This is a genomic window from Methylobacter sp. S3L5C (assembly GCF_022788635.1).
Taxonomy (GTDB): domain Bacteria; phylum Pseudomonadota; class Gammaproteobacteria; order Methylococcales; family Methylomonadaceae; genus Methylobacter_C.
This window is the reverse complement of record NZ_CP076024.1, coordinates 601,692-619,547: the sequence shown is the minus strand read 5'-3', so window position 1 is coordinate 619,547 and position 17,856 is coordinate 601,692. Positions and strand designations below refer to the sequence as shown.

General features: G+C 44.9%; 15 protein-coding genes and 7 pseudogenes. 19 read left to right on the top strand and 3 right to left on the bottom strand.

Annotated elements, in window-relative coordinates; genetic code table 11:
* The first annotated feature begins 13 nt into the window (after positions 1 to 13).
* The 6 genes from rpsK (at position 14) to tnpB (KKZ03_RS02960) (ending at position 3,215) form a co-directional block, all read left to right on the top strand.
* Positions 14 to 400: a 30S ribosomal protein S11 gene (rpsK, locus tag KKZ03_RS02985; protein WP_243219929.1), complete on the top strand. Its 387-nt coding sequence runs from the start codon at positions 14 to 16 to the stop codon at positions 398 to 400.
* Positions 401 to 418: 18 nt separating this feature from the next.
* Positions 419 to 1,039 (top strand): 30S ribosomal protein S4, encoded by a 621-nt coding sequence (gene rpsD, locus KKZ03_RS02980; protein WP_243219928.1) that lies wholly within the window; start codon positions 419 to 421, stop codon positions 1,037 to 1,039.
* Between the two features lie 21 nt (positions 1,040 to 1,060).
* Positions 1,061 to 2,077, top strand: a complete 1,017-nt coding sequence (rpoA, locus tag KKZ03_RS02975; protein ID WP_243219927.1) for a DNA-directed RNA polymerase subunit alpha — start codon at positions 1,061 to 1,063, stop codon at positions 2,075 to 2,077.
* A gap of 17 nt (positions 2,078 to 2,094) precedes the next feature.
* Complete coding sequence (rplQ, locus tag KKZ03_RS02970) at positions 2,095 to 2,457, top strand: 50S ribosomal protein L17 (protein WP_243219926.1); 363 nt, start codon at positions 2,095 to 2,097, stop codon at positions 2,455 to 2,457.
* Between the two features lie 288 nt (positions 2,458 to 2,745).
* Positions 2,746 to 3,051 carry a polynucleotide 5'-hydroxyl-kinase gene (locus KKZ03_RS02965; protein WP_243219925.1) on the top strand — a complete coding sequence of 102 codons (306 nt, stop codon included), beginning with the start codon at positions 2,746 to 2,748 and terminating at the stop codon, positions 3,049 to 3,051.
* On the top strand, positions 3,039 to 3,215 hold the full coding sequence (gene tnpB / locus KKZ03_RS02960; RefSeq protein ID WP_243219924.1) for an IS66 family insertion sequence element accessory protein TnpB: 177 nt from the start codon (positions 3,039 to 3,041) through the stop codon (positions 3,213 to 3,215). The genes KKZ03_RS02965 and tnpB (KKZ03_RS02960) overlap by 13 nt, the downstream gene beginning before the upstream one ends.
* 98 nt (positions 3,216 to 3,313) lie before the next feature.
* On the opposite strand, the gene KKZ03_RS02955 is transcribed toward tnpB (KKZ03_RS02960), so the two are convergent.
* The gene (locus KKZ03_RS02955) at positions 3,314 to 3,937 is read right to left on the bottom strand and encodes a recombinase family protein (protein ID WP_243219923.1); all 624 of its coding nucleotides are present in this window, start codon (positions 3,935 to 3,937) and stop codon (positions 3,314 to 3,316) included.
* A 504-nt stretch (positions 3,938 to 4,441) separates the two neighbouring features.
* On the opposite strand from KKZ03_RS02955, the pseudogene KKZ03_RS02950 reads away from it, so the two are divergent.
* The 11 genes and pseudogenes from KKZ03_RS02950 to KKZ03_RS02905 all read left to right on the top strand — a co-directional run.
* Positions 4,442 to 6,728 (top strand): annotated as a pseudogene (locus KKZ03_RS02950) (Tn3 family transposase); the annotation flags it as partial.
* A gap of 132 nt (positions 6,729 to 6,860) precedes the next feature.
* Positions 6,861 to 8,389, top strand: a pseudogene (gene istA / locus KKZ03_RS02945) (IS21 family transposase).
* Entirely contained in the window at positions 8,376 to 9,116 is a 741-nt protein-coding gene (gene istB / locus KKZ03_RS02940; protein WP_243219922.1) for an IS21-like element helper ATPase IstB, read from the top strand. The pseudogene istA and the gene istB overlap by 14 nt, the downstream one beginning before the upstream one ends.
* A gap of 65 nt (positions 9,117 to 9,181) precedes the next feature.
* A pseudogene (locus tag KKZ03_RS02935) lies at positions 9,182 to 9,823 on the top strand (Tn3 family transposase); the annotation flags it as partial.
* The gene (gene tnpB, locus KKZ03_RS02930) at positions 9,823 to 10,071 is read left to right on the top strand and encodes an IS66 family insertion sequence element accessory protein TnpB (RefSeq protein ID WP_243219921.1); all 249 of its coding nucleotides are present in this window, start codon (positions 9,823 to 9,825) and stop codon (positions 10,069 to 10,071) included. The pseudogene KKZ03_RS02935 and the gene tnpB (KKZ03_RS02930), both read left to right, overlap by 1 nt.
* Positions 10,072 to 10,155: 84 nt before the next feature.
* Positions 10,156 to 11,088 (top strand): transposase, encoded by a 933-nt coding sequence (locus KKZ03_RS02925; protein ID WP_243219920.1) that lies wholly within the window; start codon positions 10,156 to 10,158, stop codon positions 11,086 to 11,088.
* Positions 11,089 to 11,512: 424 nt separating this feature from the next.
* Positions 11,513 to 11,899 (top strand): reverse transcriptase domain-containing protein, encoded by a 387-nt coding sequence (locus tag KKZ03_RS21955; RefSeq protein WP_371744743.1) that lies wholly within the window; start codon positions 11,513 to 11,515, stop codon positions 11,897 to 11,899.
* Between the two features lie 151 nt (positions 11,900 to 12,050).
* Positions 12,051 to 12,221: a reverse transcriptase domain-containing protein gene (locus KKZ03_RS21765; protein ID WP_256451976.1), complete on the top strand. Its 171-nt coding sequence runs from the start codon at positions 12,051 to 12,053 to the stop codon at positions 12,219 to 12,221.
* Between the two features lie 24 nt (positions 12,222 to 12,245).
* Positions 12,246 to 12,764 carry a group II intron maturase-specific domain-containing protein gene (locus tag KKZ03_RS02915; RefSeq protein ID WP_243217617.1) on the top strand — a complete coding sequence of 173 codons (519 nt, stop codon included), beginning with the start codon at positions 12,246 to 12,248 and terminating at the stop codon, positions 12,762 to 12,764.
* A 74-nt stretch (positions 12,765 to 12,838) separates the two neighbouring features.
* Positions 12,839 to 13,647, top strand: a pseudogene (locus tag KKZ03_RS02910) (IS66 family transposase); the annotation flags it as partial.
* Positions 13,648 to 13,899: 252 nt separating this feature from the next.
* Positions 13,900 to 14,388 (top strand): annotated as a pseudogene (locus tag KKZ03_RS02905) (transposase); the annotation flags it as partial.
* A 68-nt stretch (positions 14,389 to 14,456) separates the two neighbouring features.
* Here the strand turns inward: KKZ03_RS02905 and KKZ03_RS02900 are convergent.
* Both KKZ03_RS02900 and fdxA read right to left on the bottom strand, forming a co-directional pair.
* Positions 14,457 to 14,663 carry a hypothetical protein gene (locus KKZ03_RS02900; RefSeq protein WP_243221758.1) on the bottom strand — a complete coding sequence of 69 codons (207 nt, stop codon included), beginning with the start codon at positions 14,661 to 14,663 and terminating at the stop codon, positions 14,457 to 14,459.
* 159 nt (positions 14,664 to 14,822) lie between these two features.
* Positions 14,823 to 15,146, bottom strand: a complete 324-nt coding sequence (gene fdxA / locus KKZ03_RS02895) for a ferredoxin FdxA (RefSeq protein WP_243219918.1) — start codon at positions 15,144 to 15,146, stop codon at positions 14,823 to 14,825.
* Positions 15,147 to 15,530: 384 nt separating this feature from the next.
* On the opposite strand from fdxA, the pseudogene KKZ03_RS02890 reads away from it, so the two are divergent.
* Positions 15,531 to 16,226: pseudogene (locus KKZ03_RS02890) on the top strand (IS3 family transposase); the annotation flags it as partial.
* A 63-nt stretch (positions 16,227 to 16,289) separates the two neighbouring features.
* Positions 16,290 to 17,815: pseudogene (locus tag KKZ03_RS02885) on the top strand (IS3 family transposase).
* Positions 17,816 to 17,856: the final 41 nt, after the last annotated feature.

Below are 17,856 nucleotides of genomic sequence, written 5' to 3'. Positions count from 1 at the left end.
AGAGGTCGTAGTAATGGCTAGTCCAAACCGTTCAAGAAAACGTATTAAAAAAGAAGTTGCCGATGGTATTGTCCACGTTCACGCTTCTTTCAATAACACAATAATAACTATAACTGATAGAAAAGGAAATGCCTTGTCTTGGGCAACATCTGGTGGTTCAGGCTTCCGTGGATCAAGAAAAAGTACTCCTTTTGCTGCCCAAGTTGCAGCTGAAAAAGCTGGTATTGTTGCACAAGAATTCGGTATGAAAAATCTTGATGTTATGATCAAAGGTCCCGGTCCGGGTCGTGAATCCGCAGTGCGTTCATTGAACAATCTCGGTTTTAAAATTAATAATATCGTTGATGTGACGCCTATTCCACATAATGGATGTCGTCCGCCTAAGAAACGCCGCGTATAAAGAATCTGGAGTAGTATCATGGCAAGATATCTTGGACCCACTTGTAAGTTAAGTCGAAGAGAAGGGACTGACCTGTTTTTAAAAAGCAGAGGAAAGTCTTTAGAAAACAAATGTAAGTTAGATCAAAGACCTGGTCAGCACGGAACCAAGCGTACCAGAAGTTCTGATTATGCTCTCCAGTTGAGAGCAAAGCAGAGATTACGCAGAATTTATGGCATTCTAGAGAAGCAATTTAGAAATTATTATAAGTCTGCTGATATGAAGAAAGGTGCTACAGGCGAAAATCTTTTGAATCTACTAGAATCAAGATTAGACAATGTTGTTTATCGCATGGGATTTGCTTGTACACGTGCAGAAGCTCGTCAGCTTGTTGGTCACAAATCTATTCAGGTAAATGGTTCATTGATTAATGTACCATCTTATCAGGTAGCTCCTGGTGATATTTTAACAGTTAGAGAGAAAGCAAAGAAGCAACAACGTATAGTTGATGCCTTAACTGTAACTGAGCAATATGGATTTCCTAATTGGGTCGAGGTTAACTCAAAAGCTATGACTGGAACGTTTAGTTCTTTACCTGATCGTGTTGATTTAGGTAGTGACATTAACGAGCAGCTAGTTGTCGAGCTTTACTCTAAATAATTGCAGTTCTGAGGGATATAAATGCAGAGTTCTATTTCTGGCTTATTAAAGCCTCGATTAGTTGAGGTTGTTAGTAAAACACCTAATCATTCCAGGATTGTTATAGAGCCGCTTGAGCGTGGTTTTGGTCATTCTCTTGGCAATGCCTTGAGGCGTGTATTGTTATCGACGATTCCAGGCTGTGCAGTTACAGATGTGGAAATTGACGGTGTTCTCCATGAGTACACAACAATAGAGGGTGTTCAGGAAGATGTAATTGATATCTTGTTGAACCTCAAAAAATTAGCAGTTATGCTTCATTCTAAGGACGAAGTTGAACTTACGCTGACAAAAAATGGTGCAGGTTGTGTTACTGCAGCAGATATAATTCTCCCACATGATGTTGAGATTATTAACCCAGATTTAGTTATTGCCAATTTAACACAAACTGGCTCGCTGAATATGAAAATTAGAGTACGTCGCGGAAGAGGTTACGAACCAGTCAGTGTTCGTAAATTAAACTCTGAACACAGTTTGGCCGTTGGTGCACTTCAGTTAGATGCATCGTATAGTCCAATTGTAAAAGTAGCTTATCAGGTTGAAAGTACCCGTGTAGAGCAGCGTACTAATTTGGATAAATTAGTCATTGAACTGGAAACAAACGGAACTGTTGATCCAGAAGAAACGATAAAAATGGCTGCTACAATCCTTCATGATCAGCTTTCTGTTTTTGTTGACTTCGAAAAAGTTAACGAAAAAGAAGCTGAAGAAGAAGTAGAAATAGAGGAGGTGTTTGATCCTGTGTTACTTCGTCCTGTTGATGATCTTGAGTTAACCGTTCGTTCTGCTAATTGTTTAAAAGCCGAGAATATTTTTTATATTGGTGATTTAATTCAGCGTACTGAAGTTGAGCTATTAAAAACACCCAATCTTGGAAAAAAATCTTTAACAGAAATTAAAGATATACTTGCACTTAAGGGTTTATCACTAGGTATGCGATTAGAAAATTGGCCGCCGGATAACCTAGCTGATCAATCACATGCAATATCAACACATTAACATTAGGTCTTCTTATAATGAGACATCGTAAATCAGGTAGAAAATTCAATATGAATAGCAGCCATCGTAAGGCGTTATTCAGCAATATGGTTAGTTCGTTATTCAAGCACGAATTAATTAAAACAACTTTACCTAAAGCTAAAGAATTAAGGAGTTTTGCCGAGCCTTTGATTACTTTATCCAAAGAGGATAGTGTAGCAAAAAGACGTCTTGCATTTGCAAGATTACGCGATCGTGAAGTTGTAACCAAACTTTTTAATGAGTTAGGTCCACGTTATAAAAATAGAGCAGGTGGTTATTTACGCATCATGAAATGTGGATTTAGGCCTGGTGATGACGCACCTATGGCTTATGTCGAATTGGTTGATAGACCAGAATAACAGTTAAATATTAAAGACATAAAAAAAGCCGGTTAAACCGGCTTTTTTTATGTCTTTAATTAAGCTGTAACCGATATTCGGATACTTTGCAAAATTAAGCTATTAAAGTTGATTTTCTTTTGTAATAAAAAATAATCATTACTTAATACTACCAACATATCGAAAGGTTGTGTGTGTTTGATATAAATATCTTCATACTATTATTGATAGTGTGTAAGCGCGTAGCGCCACCATCTTAAAACATTCTAAAGGCACTGGTATCCTTTAGTTTTTTTCTGAGGATATCTCATGGCATTAACTGAACAGCAACTAAAACATATAAAAACATGGCAAGCGTGTGATTCTTCGCAAGCAGCTTATTGCCAAACACATGGATTGAATAAAAAAACGTTTTCAAGATGGTTTAGCAATTATCAAGCACTTTCCCAAGCAATGGCACCTTCCTTAATTGCAATTGACGTTACACAATCGATTACAACTCCGCCGGCGATAAATGAACCCTTGCGACTACGGTTAGTCAATGGACTCTCATTGGAACTGCCCGTTACCAGCTCGCCGAGCTGGCTTGCGGAGCTATTACAATGCCTGGGTTAATAACAGATCCTATCGCTATTTGGTTGGCGGTCGAGCCGGTGGACATGCGGCGTGGCATTGATGGCTTGTCGATGATTGCCCAAGAAGCTTTGGGTAAGGTGCCTTGCTCAGGTGTCTCCATTGTCTTTCGTAACCGCCTCGGTAATCGCATCAAGGGGGTGTAAGCCCAAACCGCCGAAAATACCGGAGAGACCTTAGTAAATATCTCCAGCCCTTATTTTAAGGCCAACTTGCCATAAATCGCGTTAACATCGGTGGTAGGCTAACTCTTAATCGACTGTTGTAGACCGCGTTTATTGATATAAGTATTGAGTGCGATGTGACTCGAATAGCCCAACACTTTTGCAATCTTCCGGACGGAAATGCCATATCCGAGCAATTCCTTGATACGATCCAAGCTATTATCGAATTTACTTTTCTGTAAAGTGCCTTTTGGCTTACCGAGTTGCTGACCACTAGCTTTTTTTGCGGCTAAAGCTTCTTTGGTGCGCAAATTGATCAAATCCCTCTCCAATTCGCCGAACAGCGAGAACAGCGTAATAATGAACTTGGCATTCATATCCTGATTCGCAATATCCAGATTTTGCTTGATGGTAATGACGCGGATATTGCGTAGTACTAAGGCATTAACCAACGTAATGACCTCCGCCGTGCTGCGCCCCAGTCTACTGAGTTCAGTAACAACCAGCGTATCAGTCTCAATCAGCATTCCCATCAATTCATCTATCCTTCGTTGTTTGCTGGTTTTACGCGATGAAATAGTGATTTCGACAAATTCATCAATACGAATCTCCTTTTTGCGCGCAAATTCCAAAATTTCCAGATTTTGATTATTCAAATCTTGCTTGTCGGTAGATGCACGTAAATAAGCGACGATTTTTCCCATAAAATAGCGCCTGTTAAGTATTAAACTAAAATATGCCTTAAAACAATCCAAAATGGATAGGTCTTTCATTATATTTTACATGGTAATTATGGTGCTATATTAACGCTCGTTTTTACCTATACAATTTGCATGTGATCTATGCTGACTAAAAGCGAAAGACTTAACATTACTGTCCAGCCAGGAGCAATTCGCCTTGTATGGGCTGCCTGATTTTGACGACAGCCAACGGATGGAATATTTTATATTTACCGAACAGGAGCTGCAATTCTCATTATGGAAAATAGTTTTAAATCATGATGTTATGATTTAAATTTACAAGCTTGTTTTAATTTCTACAGAATCCTATTTTTCACAGATGCCGTAAAGCCTTATAAAACAGGGGCGCTAATATTATTACCAATTCGGCTCTTCGGTTACTTTGCAAGTATTGCGGTAGAATACACACGTACTTTCAAAACCTAAGCGCTATCTTTTTTGATTTTATTTATCTTTCCATAATGAGAATTGCTGGAACAGGAGATGGCACTGGTACTCGACCAACGGAATGTGTATGCTCAAGTTTACTGCTCATTGCAAATTGGTTGTTTCAAGGCCAAACAGGCATTTTTCCAATTTTCCTGGGATGAAGTGGAAGATGACTGTACTTTTATTCTGACACACTACTTCAATGATTTGGCTTTTCTTCCGGTACCGCCAAGCATGAATATTACGCACAACGCGCGTTGATCGTTGACTTGTTTGGCTATCGGCTATCGGCGACGGATTTTTTACCGTCACTTGTCGAACGAGCTACTCAGGTTGTTTCACGCGATGTCACGCCCAGTTTTATCTTGGTTGAGCTTATCGGCTATTTAAATGATCAGAAGATCGTTCGACCAGACTATACGACATTACAGTCTCTCATCAGCGAAACACTGTCCAACGAACGTAAGCGACTGGGAATGTTACTCACCGAGATGCTAGACGATTCAGCAAAAACGGCGCTCCAGCAACTTCTTGTGCGCGATGATACTTTGTCCGGATTGGCCGCTCTCAAACAAGACGCCAAACACTTTGGTTACCGCATGATGGTTTTGGAGCGGCAGAAGCGTACCGCCTTGGAACCCTTATATAAACTGGCTAAAGCACTCTTGCCAAAATTGGCAATTTCTCAGCAGAACCTTAACTATTACGCGAGTCTCGCGCATTTTTACACGATCTACGATCTTCGCCGCCTGAAGCAGGAACAGCCCCATCTATACTTATTATGTTACGTCTGGCTTCGCTATCGGCAACTGACCGATAATCTGGTTGACGCCTTGGGTTACCGAATGAAGCGGCTCGAAGACGGCACCAAGCTCAAGGCGAACAAGCTCATTGCCCAGAATCAGGCTAATAGACAATAGGAAACCTCTCAGATTGGGCGCTTGTTGCTGATCTATGTCGATGAGCAGGTAATCGATGACACTTCTTTCGGCGAAGTCCGTCAGCAGGCCTTTGCCATCATGCCTAAAGATACATTACAAATCACTGGCCAACGCTTATGCGAGCAACCGTTGAGCAAAATGGAACTGCGGTGGCAAGTGGTAGAGCAGTTGACTACTTATTGTCGCAAGCACTTGCGTCCGCTTTACTGTGCACTCGATTTTTCCAGTACGGTGCCGGATAACCCGTGGTTGGGGGCGCTAACTTTAATGAAGGGCGTGTTTGCCAAACAACAACGCTTGTCGCTGCAACCGATGAACGAGTGCTTAGAAAAAACCGTCTCGCCGCGATTGCGATGCTATCTGCTGGTCATTGATACGGAGGGAAAAACCACTGCGTGCAGGCTGACCGGTACGAATTTTGGATTTATAGGCAAATCAGGAAACGCTTCAAGTCAGGTGAGCTCTACCTGGCAGACAGCGTCCAGCATCAATGTTTCACGCATGAACTCGTTTCCTTGGAGAAGACGCCGACTGTGCTTCAGCAATTAGACATTTCCTGAGTACGTCAGTCTATAGAAGCTCAACTTAAAGTTTTGACCGATGAACTTCATAGCCTTTGGCTGGCATTCGACAGCGACCTCCGCCAAGGAAAGCTAAAACACCTTGAATACGATAGTCAGCTAAAAACACTCACATGGCATAAATACAAAGCCAGCAACGATAAAGCACTCCAGGAAAGTTTCTACAGCAAGATGGGCTTCTGCGATGTTGCCGATGTACTTCGTTTTGTTAATAAGCAATGCCACTTTTTATCGGCAATGACACCGTTGCAGCCGCGTTACGCCAAGTAAATCACCGACAAGGACAGTCTGTTTGCGGTTATCATCGCTCAAGCGATGAATTATGGCAATCTTAAAATGGCACAGGCCAGCGATATTCCCTATCACATCCTGGGGACCACGCATCAGCAATACTTACGGCGGGCTACTCTGAAAAAAGCAAATGACGCCATCAGCAATGCTATCGCAGGGCTGTCTATTTTTCCACATTACTCGTTCGATCTGGGGATATTGTACGGTGCCGTTGATGGGCAAAAACTTGGGGTCGAACACCCAACCATCAAAGCTCGGTATTCCAGAAAATATTTTGGAAGGGGGAAAGGTGTGGTGGCTTATACCATGCCATGTAACCATGTATCCGTGAACGGCGGGCTGATCGGCGCCCATGAATTTGAAGCCCATTTTGTTTTCGACATCTGGTATCAGAATACATCAGACATCGTGCCAATGGTGATTACCGGTGACAAGCATAGCGTTAACAAGGCCAATTTCGCAATCACGTACTGGTTCGGATTGCGGTTCGAACCGCGTTTCACTAGCCTTGAGTGTTAATGGCCAATTAAACTGAGCCAGTAATGGCCATTAATTTTGAGCCACTTTTTCAGATTTTCTTTTAAATAATGAATCTGAGATAGTCCCTGAATTTTTTATTCAAGGACTACTATGAAGGAGTGGATTGTGATCCATAAGATCAAATCGTTATACGATAACGGCAACGGCTTGACCGAGCGTAAGATTGCCAAAGAGCTGGGTTTGTCACGCAATACCGTGAGCAAATATCTGCATAGGTCCGAGACCCAGATAGCCGGTCAACTTGATGAGATGGCCAGAACCAAAAAGCTGGATGCCTACCGTGTCTATATTATTCAGTTGCTGCAAACTTATCCGAACTTGTCAGCTGTGGAAGTCATGCGTAAGTTAAAGGACAAGGTTGATTCTTTGGCGGTTTCTGATCGTTCGGTGCGCCGCTATATTGAAGCGTTAAAGGCTGAAATCAGCTTTAAGCAACCGCGTTATTACGAGCCAGTGGTTGATATGGTGCCAGGTGTGCAATGTCAGGTTGATGGCGGTGAATTGCGTGGGGTAATGATTGGCGGCAAAGAGACGACGGTGTACTTCATGGTATTTGTTCTGTCTTATTCCCGACTGATGCATGTATCAATATCAGCTCAGCCCATTGATACACAAGCGTTAATTTACCAGCATGACGCTGCTTTTCGTTATTTTGGCGGCATGCCACAAGAATGCGTTTACGATCAAACCAAACTGGTCGTCATCCATGAAATCTTCCGTGAATTAGAGCTAAACCAACGCTTTCATCAATACGCTACTGGCGCAGGGTTCCATATTCGCGCCTGTGAGGGTTATGACCCTGAAAGCAAAGGTAAGGTCGAGTCCGGCGTCAAATACGTGAAGCAAAACGGGCTTTATGGTGAAACCTTTAAAGACTGGAAAAGCCTGGAAATGTATATGGCGGATTGGCTCGATACGGTGGCAAACAAACGTCTGCATGGTACTACTGGTCAGCAACCATGGACACATTATGACAGCGAAGAAAAAATTAAATGCAGCCGTATTTAACGCCTACTTGCTTACTGGCTAAGTCGATAGTACAGGAAACCCGACAGGTTGATAAAACCAGTCTGATTTCCTGGCAATCAAATAAATACTCGGTACCCATGGCCTATCAATCGGCAAAAGTAGGCGTATCGGCTGATGCCGGACAACTGCTGATTAATGATCTTACCAGCGGCGATCGGATTGCCGAACATGTTATCAGTCTGGAGAAAGGCCAGATCATTAAGTACACCCATCATTATCGGGATATGAAGCAGCGTATAGAGACCTTGGAAGCCGCATTGGAACAGCAATTGGGAGTCCCTGCCAGCCAACGCTTATGTGTGCTATTAAAGGCAACCTCGCCTAAAATCTATAAGGATCAGTTATTGGGTGCCAAGCAAGTCATCGCGACACATACCGCGTAGTTTGGCGATATCAGCACTGAATTGTTAGAACGTATTTTGATCGCGCCCCGTTTAACGGCGACGCAGTTGCGTGACACCCTGGACGCTTATCAACAACATCCTGAGCGCTTGGCGGCGACAACGACTAGTCAACCCGCGTCAGTCTCGGTCAGTGCGTTGGCGCATTATGCGGTGCTTAATGGCCAGTCTGGCGGACAGGGAGAGCACTATGTCGTCCATTGATAGCGTCGCCCAGAAATATCGTGGTTTGCATTTTTCGGCGATTGCCCAGGGACTCGAACAGATGCTTGGAAAAGCCGAAACCAATGCCGTCTCTTATCTGCACTTTGCCGAAACGTTGATTGAACGTGAGCAACAGGAGGGGAAGACTAAACGTATTGAACAAAATAAACGGCGGGCAGGCTTTCCCGTGCATAAAAGTTTGGATAACTTTGATTACGACTTCCAAGCTACCATCAGTAAACGGGAGATCAACAGTCTGCTGGACTTTGGCTTCATTGATAACCGAGAAAACGTGGTGTTCATTGGCTCGCCTGGCGTCGGCAAGACACACCTGACAATTGGCCTGGGCGTTAAAGCCATAGAGGCTGGTTACAAGGTCTGTTTCAGTACGGCGTTGACCTTGATTGAAGTGCTGGAACTGGCGGAATTAAAAGGTGAACTGAAAAAGAAGATTAATCAGCTACTCAAGTTTGACCTGTTAATCATCGACGAACTAGGCTATCTGCCGATGAATAAAAATGGCATGCACAACCTGTTTCAGCTGATTAATGCCCTGTATGAATATCGGTCAATCATCTTGACCACAAATAAGGAATTTACCCATTGGGGAGAGTTCTTTTTTTATGGCAATATCGCCGTGCCTATCGTTGACAGAATTATCCATCATTCACACATTTTTATGTTGGGAGGGGAAAGTTATCGACTGAAATCAAGGCTGAATAAGTGATTTTTCTCTGGAAAAGTGGCTCCATATTAATGGCCGAAAATGGCTCAATTCTGTTGGTCATTGACAGCCTTGAGGTACAATTGAAGAATCTTTATTACTGCGGTGATCCTGTGCAATACGAGAAATATCTGATTCAGCCTGTTGGGAGTATCGACTTGAAGGCGGTTCTAGACGAGAAATCCAATATCGACCAGATCGTGGCCACTCTGGGGGTCAAAGAGATGACTCAAAGCACACTGATTCGGAAATTATGTACCTACACGCAATCAAACCCAACCCGTAGCGGGGTCTTTGAGTTCGATAAGCTGATCCGCAGCATCTACACATTGCGTTACCTGCGCGACCCACAAATCGAGCGCAACTCGCATCGTTCGCAAAACCGGATCGAATCCTATCACCAACTGCGAGCAGCAATCGCGCAGGTTGGCGGCAAAAAGGAACTCACTGGCAGGACGGATCTGGATATTGAAATCAGTAACGAATGTGGACGGCTAATCGCAAACGCGATCATTTATTATAATTCCGCTATCCTGTCACGGATACTCGACAAGTATGAAGCGTCCCCCAAACTGAAAATTTTGGCGCTCATCAAGAAAGTCTCTCCAGCGGCCTGACGGAATATTCATTTTAACGGCCACTATGCCTTCAGAGATAGTGGGCAGAGCATAGACCTTGATGCGATTGTAGCCAAATTGGAGTTGGAATAATGGGGTTGTTACGCTTGCTAAAGACTCGCCGGAATTTTCGGCGGTTTGGGCACACCCCCATCAAAGTGCTACTCTGGGATGGTACTGGCGTGTGGCTGTGTCAACGTCGTTTACATGAAGGTGGTTTCGTTTGGCCAAAGTCTACAGACACCTGTTTTTCGGTGACGTTTGAGCAATGGCAATGGTTAATTGCCGGGGTGAACTGGCAGCGCTTGTCGGCCATCCTGCCAGCAGATTTACAGATGTAGACAATAACTCTTCAGTAAGCTATTTTTTTCGCTGTAGCCCAGCAATAACGAGGCTTTCATGGCTTTATTTGTTATAATACCACCTTGAAATCACTTAGCCAATTTGAACAGTTTGACCTCGAAAACGCCTCTAAAACTCAGGTGGCAGAAATGGTTCGTGCGCTGCTCGAACAGGCTAAGAAAGATGCGCAAGAAATTCAACGTAAAACAGTTGAGCTTCAAAGCAAAGAAGATAAAATCCAAGCATTAACTTATGAGCTGTCCTATCTACGCAGGATCAGATACGGCGCCAAAACCGAAGCCTTTAGTCAGCTACAAAAGGATCTGTTTGAGGAGTCTTGGAACGAAGACGTCGCCGCTGCTGAGGCGGCACTTGAACAGTTAAGCGCCACTGCGCCTGTCGACACGGATTGTAAACCTAAACGGCCCCGTGCTGGACGCCAACCATTACCCGAGCATTTGCCTCGTATTGAGTTTCGGCACGAGCCCGATTCTTGCCAGTGTGGGCAATGTGGCAGTGACTTAATCAAGATTCGTGAAGATGTCACCGAACAATTAGACGTCGTGCCGGCTGTATTTACCGTTCATCGTCACATCCGTCCCCAATATGCTTGTAAGAACTGCGAAACCATCATCGCTGCACCGATTCCGGCAGCGGTTATTAATGGCGGCATGGCAACAGTGGGTCTGCTGACGTGGGTACTCATTAATAAATACGTTGATCATTTACCACTGTACCGCATTGAACAGATCGCCGGTCGGCAAAAAGTAACCTTATCACGCTCAACCTTGGCTGATTGGGTCGGTAAGCTGGGAGTGACATTACAACCCTTGGTTGATCGATTGGCTTGGCATTTGTTGCAGGGCAATACCTTGCATGCCGACGAAAGTGTGCCACGAAGGCGCATTGGGGGTGAAAATCCCCCGTGCAGCTATGCTGCACAAGAGATGAGGGTAGGTCCCTCGAAGTCGCCGTACAGGCGGAGGCTTCAAACCACCTACTGCTGCAACGTTTAAGAGGCGTTGTGGTGAGCGAGATAGGAAAAGGCCAAACTCGATTTGGTCAGGTATGGGTCGTAAAGTCGAACGCAAGTGAACCACTGATGACGTGTCGAAACGTGGAGACGATGTCAAAACTGCGGAGGTTTCGTTACCGCAGGATAAGTCCGGGAGGTGCCTGTTGACGGCCCGGTCGGCATTCGGCATCCGGCATGGAGGTGGCGAGAGTGCGATCCGGGCTCTTGTGTGGAACGTGGGAACCTGTCACTCCGATGCTAAGGGAGAAACACAAGGGGGAGCATCCCAAGTGTGAGAGTACCAATGTGGAGTACAGGGACGGAGCAACCTGTAGTAGTGATGAAGGGGCTGTAATGGCACTGGAGCAAAGAGGTTGCCCTATCTGGCTTGGAACGATAAAACAACTGGCAACAGGAGGATTCTATTGAACCCGGCAAAATCGTTTCCTATTACCAAACATCAGGTGTGGGAAGCTTACAAACGAGTAAAAGCAAACCGTGGCGGAGCGGGAGTTGATGCACAGACACTGGAGAAGTTTGACCAGGATCTTGGTAACAATCTCTATAAGCTATGGAATCGGATGGCATCAGGCAGCTATCAGCCTACGCCGGTCAAGCGCGTCGAAATTCCCAAAGCCAATGGAGGAACCCGTCCTTTGGGCATTCCAACGGTGACGGATCGAATCGCCCAAACGGTGGTCAAGCAGGTACTGGAGCCGGAATTGGAGAAGCACTTCCATCCTGATTCCTATGGATACCGGCCAGGAAGATCAGCACATCAGGCATTGTCTGTGACGCGGAAGCGCTGCTAGACATACAATTGGGTGCTAGAGTTCGATATTAAGGGTTATTTTGATAATATCGACCATGATCTACTCATGCGTGCAGTACGTAAGCATACCCAGGAAAAATGGGTGTTGCTATATATTGAGCGTTGGCTGAAAACACCCGTGCAGATGGCGGATGGCACACTACAGCCTTAGAGACCGGGGAACCCCGCAAGGTGGAGTTGCTAGCCCCTTGTTGGCTAATTTGTTTCTGCATTACACATTTGATATGTGGATGCAGAGGCACTATCCCGAAATTCCGTTTGAGCGCTATGCCGATGATGGTGTTCTACATTGTCGGAGTTGAGAGCAGGCGGAAAGGCTAAAACAGGTGTTGCAAGAACGGTTTGCAGTCTGTGGACTTGAGCTGCATCCTTTGAAGACCCGTGTGGTGTACTGTAAAAACTATCGGTGTAAAGAGGATTACCCGGACGTTTCGTTTGATTTTCTAGGGTTCACCTTCAGGCCTCGTGGAGCGAAAAGCAAAGAAGGTGGCTTATTCACCGGCTTTGTTCCGGCTATCAGTAATAAAGCAGCCAAAGCGATACGCCAGGAAGTTCGAGGGTGGGCGCTCCAGAAGAAAAGTGATAAGAGTCTGCACGATTTGGCAAGGATGTTTAATGCTGTGATACGCGGTTGGATAGCGTATTACGGGGTGTTCTATCGATCGGCATTAAATCCGGTTTGGAGACATTTGAATCGGAAACTTGTTTTGTGGGCAGCGCGGAAGTTTAAACACTTTCGTGGACACCGACAGCGAGCAGAGAATTGGTTGCTGGGCGTAGCCCGGAGTCAGCCTGATTTGTTTGCACACTGGCGATTATTTTATGGTATGAAATTGACTGGATAGGAAGAGCCGTATGAATCGAGAGGTTCACGTACGGTTCCGTGAGCACCTGAGGGGGAAGATCCCTTGGGTGACTCGACACCTCGGTATCGCAACTTGATCCAGGGCGCGGCAAGACCAAAAAAGCTTATCTGTGGGCTTACCGTAGTAATGATTTACAATCGGGGCCGCGCATCATCGTCTTCGACTATCGGGACGGCAGAGGTGGAATACATTGTCGCCGATTCCTGGGTGAATGGAATGGTCACCTGATGGTAGATGATTACAGCGGTTATAAGGCCTCGTTTAATGCCAAGCAAACGGTAATGCCCTGTATCGAATTGGGGTGCTGGGCACATGCGCATCGGAAATTCTTTGACTTGCATAAGGCCAATCAGAGTCCAATGGCAAAAGAAGCATTGGTCAGCTATATGCGATTGAAGCAGAAACCATGGATATTGATTGTGCTGCCCGTAAACAGTACCGAAAGGCTAAAAGCCTGCCGGTATTAACGGAGCTACATCAATGGCTGATCTCAACTCGTTCTAAAACCGCTAACGGAGGCTCGTCTGCCAAAGCGATGGATTACACCTTGCGGCGTTGGGCGAGTTTCATTCGTTATGCTGAAACAGGACATCTGCCCATTGACAATAATCCTGTTGAAAACGTCATCCGCCCCATTGCGCTAGGAAAAAAGAACTGGCTGTTTGCCGGCTCAGAACTTGCTGGGCAAAGAGCCGCTGCTATTCAGAGCTTATTGGGCACCGCGAAACTCAATGGATTAAACCCTGAGGCATGGCTAAAAAATACCTTGGAAAAACTGCCAACCTGGCCCAATAGCCGTATTGATGAATTGTTACCATTTCCTGCTGTGTCGGTAGAGGTTAATTCACAGAATAAAATTTAGGAGTAGACGGTCGCGCTGGATGCTTACAGCGCAACTACATACCGAAGTTGCGGAGTTGATCAATCGCGCCGAGTCTGAAAACGGCCAAGGTTACAACGGCGGGAAGAGCGGTTAGAAAAGATTACGGAAGTCAAAGGCGAATTGGAATTGCGTGCCGCCAAGCGCCACGCACAAGAGCAAGCCAACTTTACCGACGGTGACTCACGCATTATGCCAACGGCGAGTGGCTTTGAGTAGGCTTTCAATGCACAGGCCTCTGTGGACATGGCGACGATGTTGATCGTGGGCCAACACGTAAGCCAGAACACCAACGATAAACAAGAAGTTGCACCTGCCTTGCAAGTGCTTGCCGGTTTGCCGGACGGACTCGGAACCATCACCAAAGTGGCAGCCGATAGTGGCTATTTCAGCAAAGATAACACCCAACATTTCGAGAAAGCAGGCATTGAACCTTATATGCCCAATGGCCGCCAACATCACAATCCAACGTTGGAGGAACACTTTGCCAAGGCACCTGACGCGCAGAAAGACGCTGACTCGGTGGCACACCGGATGAAGACTGATGTTGGCAAAGCACTTTATGCTCAGCGTAAATCTACCGTAGAGCCCGTGTTTGGTATTATTAAAGAAATTATGTGGTTTCGTCGTTTCATGCTACGGGGTCTGGACGCTGTGCAAGGTGAATGGATACTGGTGTGTCTGGCGTTTAATCTAAAGCGTCTTTGCGTCTTGAATTCTTAAACAAGGGAAATAATGTCAAAAAACCTGTAATTTCACTTAATCTGTTTGTCTTTTGTGCCTTTTTAGCGCTAAAAAACTAACATCAACCTTAAGTCCGACAAACTCCTAGCAAAGGGCACCAATTTTTTTTCCAAAGGATCTTCACGAGTACGCCAATGACGTTCTCCATGAATCGATAGTCGCTCACTTTTTTTTATTCTTCGACCGGAGCGCTCAGAAATGGCGGCTTTAGCTGCTGCGGTTTCTTGGCTTTTTCCTGATTTACGTGTGTTCATATATAAACTCTCTTGATGTTGAGTGATACGTTTTCCAGGCAAGGGTGGACTCCAAAAAAGTTGAAATACACCCTTGTCCTACATATCGGTCAACCGATCAAGATAGTTGTCGCCGACCGGACAGGGTAATTGTCGTCGAACAATTGATAGGCTATTTTATTATTTTTCTAATAATTTTAATTTATCTGCTTTTCCATTCCATTCATCGGCATCAGGTAATGGTGATTTTACTTCAGTAATAACAGGCCATTGTTTGGCTAATTCAGCATTCAAGCTAATAAATATTTCTTGTCCTTCAGGTAATTCATCTTCTGCATAAATTGCATTAGCTGGACATTCTGGTTCACACAATGTGCAATCAATGCATTCATCTGGATCTATAACCAAGAAGTTTGGGCCTTCATGAAAACAGTCGACAGGGCAAACATCGACACAATCAGTAAATCTACATTTAATACAGTTTTCAGTGACTACAAAAGCCATAATTTTTTACCAAGTAAAGTTAAGGGGATTTTTGTGTAATTAGGTCGCTATATTAGCAGAAAGGGATAACTGATAGAACACCAAGTTATTATTTAATTAACTAATATGAATACTAGTACTTGATCAGCGTTGATATGTCGGATGATACCCCCCAAATATAATGCCTTTACATTGCCATTAATAAACACCATTGAAAAAGGGTAGTGGGTGAAATCTGTAATCATATGTAAATATCAAGTCCAAACTCAACTTTATTGATTAATAATCCGATGACCGTATCATGCATCAATTCCAGCTTTATAGTGGACCCCAAAATCCGGACAGTCGATTAAGATGGTGTCTTCCATAAAAAAAGTAGACAGGAATGAGTGAAAAAAACGTAAGATTTTGACGGGGGCACAAAAAGCTAAAATAGCGTTAGAAGCTTTGAAGGAGCAAAAAACGGTAAATGAGATTGCTCAAGAGTATGGCGTTCATCCTACCCAAATTGGTTTATGGAAGAAGGCCTTATTAGAAAATGCCAGCCAACTGTTTGAGGTAAAGCGTGGCTCGAAGCCCCTTGATCCTCAGAGCGATCCGGTACGATTGTATGCCAAGATTGGTCAGCTTAATATGGAACTGGACTGGCTTAATACCCGCACGGGGCACTAGAAAAAAGTCAGGAATCAGTTTTTAAGCGAAAGACAGAGCTGGATCGATCCCCATGATGAACTGGCGTTGGTTCGGCAGTGTAAATTAGCGAGTATTGCCCGATCCACCGTCTACGCTAACAAGACAGTAGTTGTGAATGAATACGAGCTGTTATTGCTGCGCTTGCTGGATGAAGAATATACCCGCCATCCTTTTTATGGCAGCAGGAAAATGACAGTCTGGCTACGCGGACAAGGGCATGGCGTGAACCGAAAACGAGTGCAGCGTTTGATGCAAATACTGGGGTTGGTTGCCATGGTGCCTGGTCCTAATACCAGTAAAAAACATCCGCAACATAAGGTTTATCCGTATTTACTCAGAGGATTAGCTATTGTCCGACCGAATCAGGTCTGGAGTACGGATATAACTTATATACGACTCGCGCATGGCGCCCCCTGCGTCAGAATAGTTGTCGCCTCAACTTTTAAGAAAAAATAAAATTTGAGAGTAGAAATGAAAAAATATAAAAGGTATTCAGTAGGCTTCAGAGAGCAGGCCCTGGTAAAAGTATACAATCGTAGTAATGACCAATCAGTTCAGTCCGTCGCAAACGAATTGAATATCCATTTAACAACCTTGAAGGCTTGGATGAAACAGAAGGAACAGGACGTCAAACTTGCACCGCTAAAATCAAAGCGTCCCGAAGATTGGAGCTCTGAAGAACGCTTTACTGCTTTACAAAAAACCTATAATTTGATCGGTGAAGACTTAAATGCCTGGTGTCGTGAACGCGGCGTTTTTATTCATCAGTTGGAACAATGGAAAGCTGATTTCTGCCGCCAGGATGACTTAGTAGACAAGCGTGAAGAAGCGCGGGTCCTGCGTATATTGAAAGAAGAAGTCCAAAGCCTTGAGCGCAATTTATTGCGTAAAGACAAAGCCTTAGCAGAAGCCGCAGCGCTGTTGGTACTGCAAAAAAAGTTCCGGGCGCTCTTGGGGGGAGAGGTCGAATGACTGGCCACGAAGAGCGCGAACAAGTGATTGCTTTACTTAATGAATCAGTAACTGCGGGAGCACGTCAAGCTAAAGCCTGTGAAGTATTAGGACTTAGTGAGCGTACCTTACAACGCTGGCAGACAGGTGAGACGATTCACTGCGATCAACGCCCCTTGCGTGACTATCAACCGCCACACAAACTAACAGCAATCGAGCGTGCCGAGGTGCTGATCGTCGCTAATTCAGATGAATTTGGTCATCTGCCACCGAGTCAGATCGTGCCACGACTGGCCGACCAAGGTAGCTATCTGGCGTCTGAGTCGACCTTCTATCGCATCCTGCGCGAGGAAAAACAGCTTACCCATCGGCGTAGCGAACGTCCGGCTCAAACACGAACAAAGCCACGCGCGGCATGTGCTACAGCACCTAATCAACTGTACAGTTGGGACATTACTTATCTGCCATCACTGATCCGTGGACAGTTTTTCTATCTGTATCTATTTGTTGATATTTTCAGCCGAAAGATCGTCGGTTGGCAGGTGTATGAAGAAGAAAACAGCGCCTTGGCTGGCGAATTGTTACGTGATCTCTGTCATCGTGAAGGGATACAGGCAGAACAGCTTATCCTGCATTCTGACAACGGCAGTCCGATGAAGGGATCGACTATGCTGGCGACCTTGCAACAACTGGGTGTCATGCCTTCGTTTAGTCGGCCATCGGTTAGCAACGATAATCCGTACTCAGAATCGTTGTTTAAGACCTTGAAATATCGTCCTAACTATCCGCTAAAGCCGTTCGCCGATGTTACGGAAGCGCGTCAGTGGGTCACAAGCTTAGTGGAATGGTACAACCATGAGCATCGTCACAGCGCTATTCGGTTTATTACTCCAGCGCAACGCCATGAAGGCTTGGACGACAAGCTTCTGGATAACCGTAAAGTCGTCTACGAAGCAGCACGTGCTAAACATCCGCAACGCTGGACTGGAAGTTCCCGTAATTGGGAAAAAATCCAGACAGCCCACCTTAACCCAGACAAGGTCTAAACAAAAAAATGCTACCAAGGAAGTGATTATTTAGAAAACAA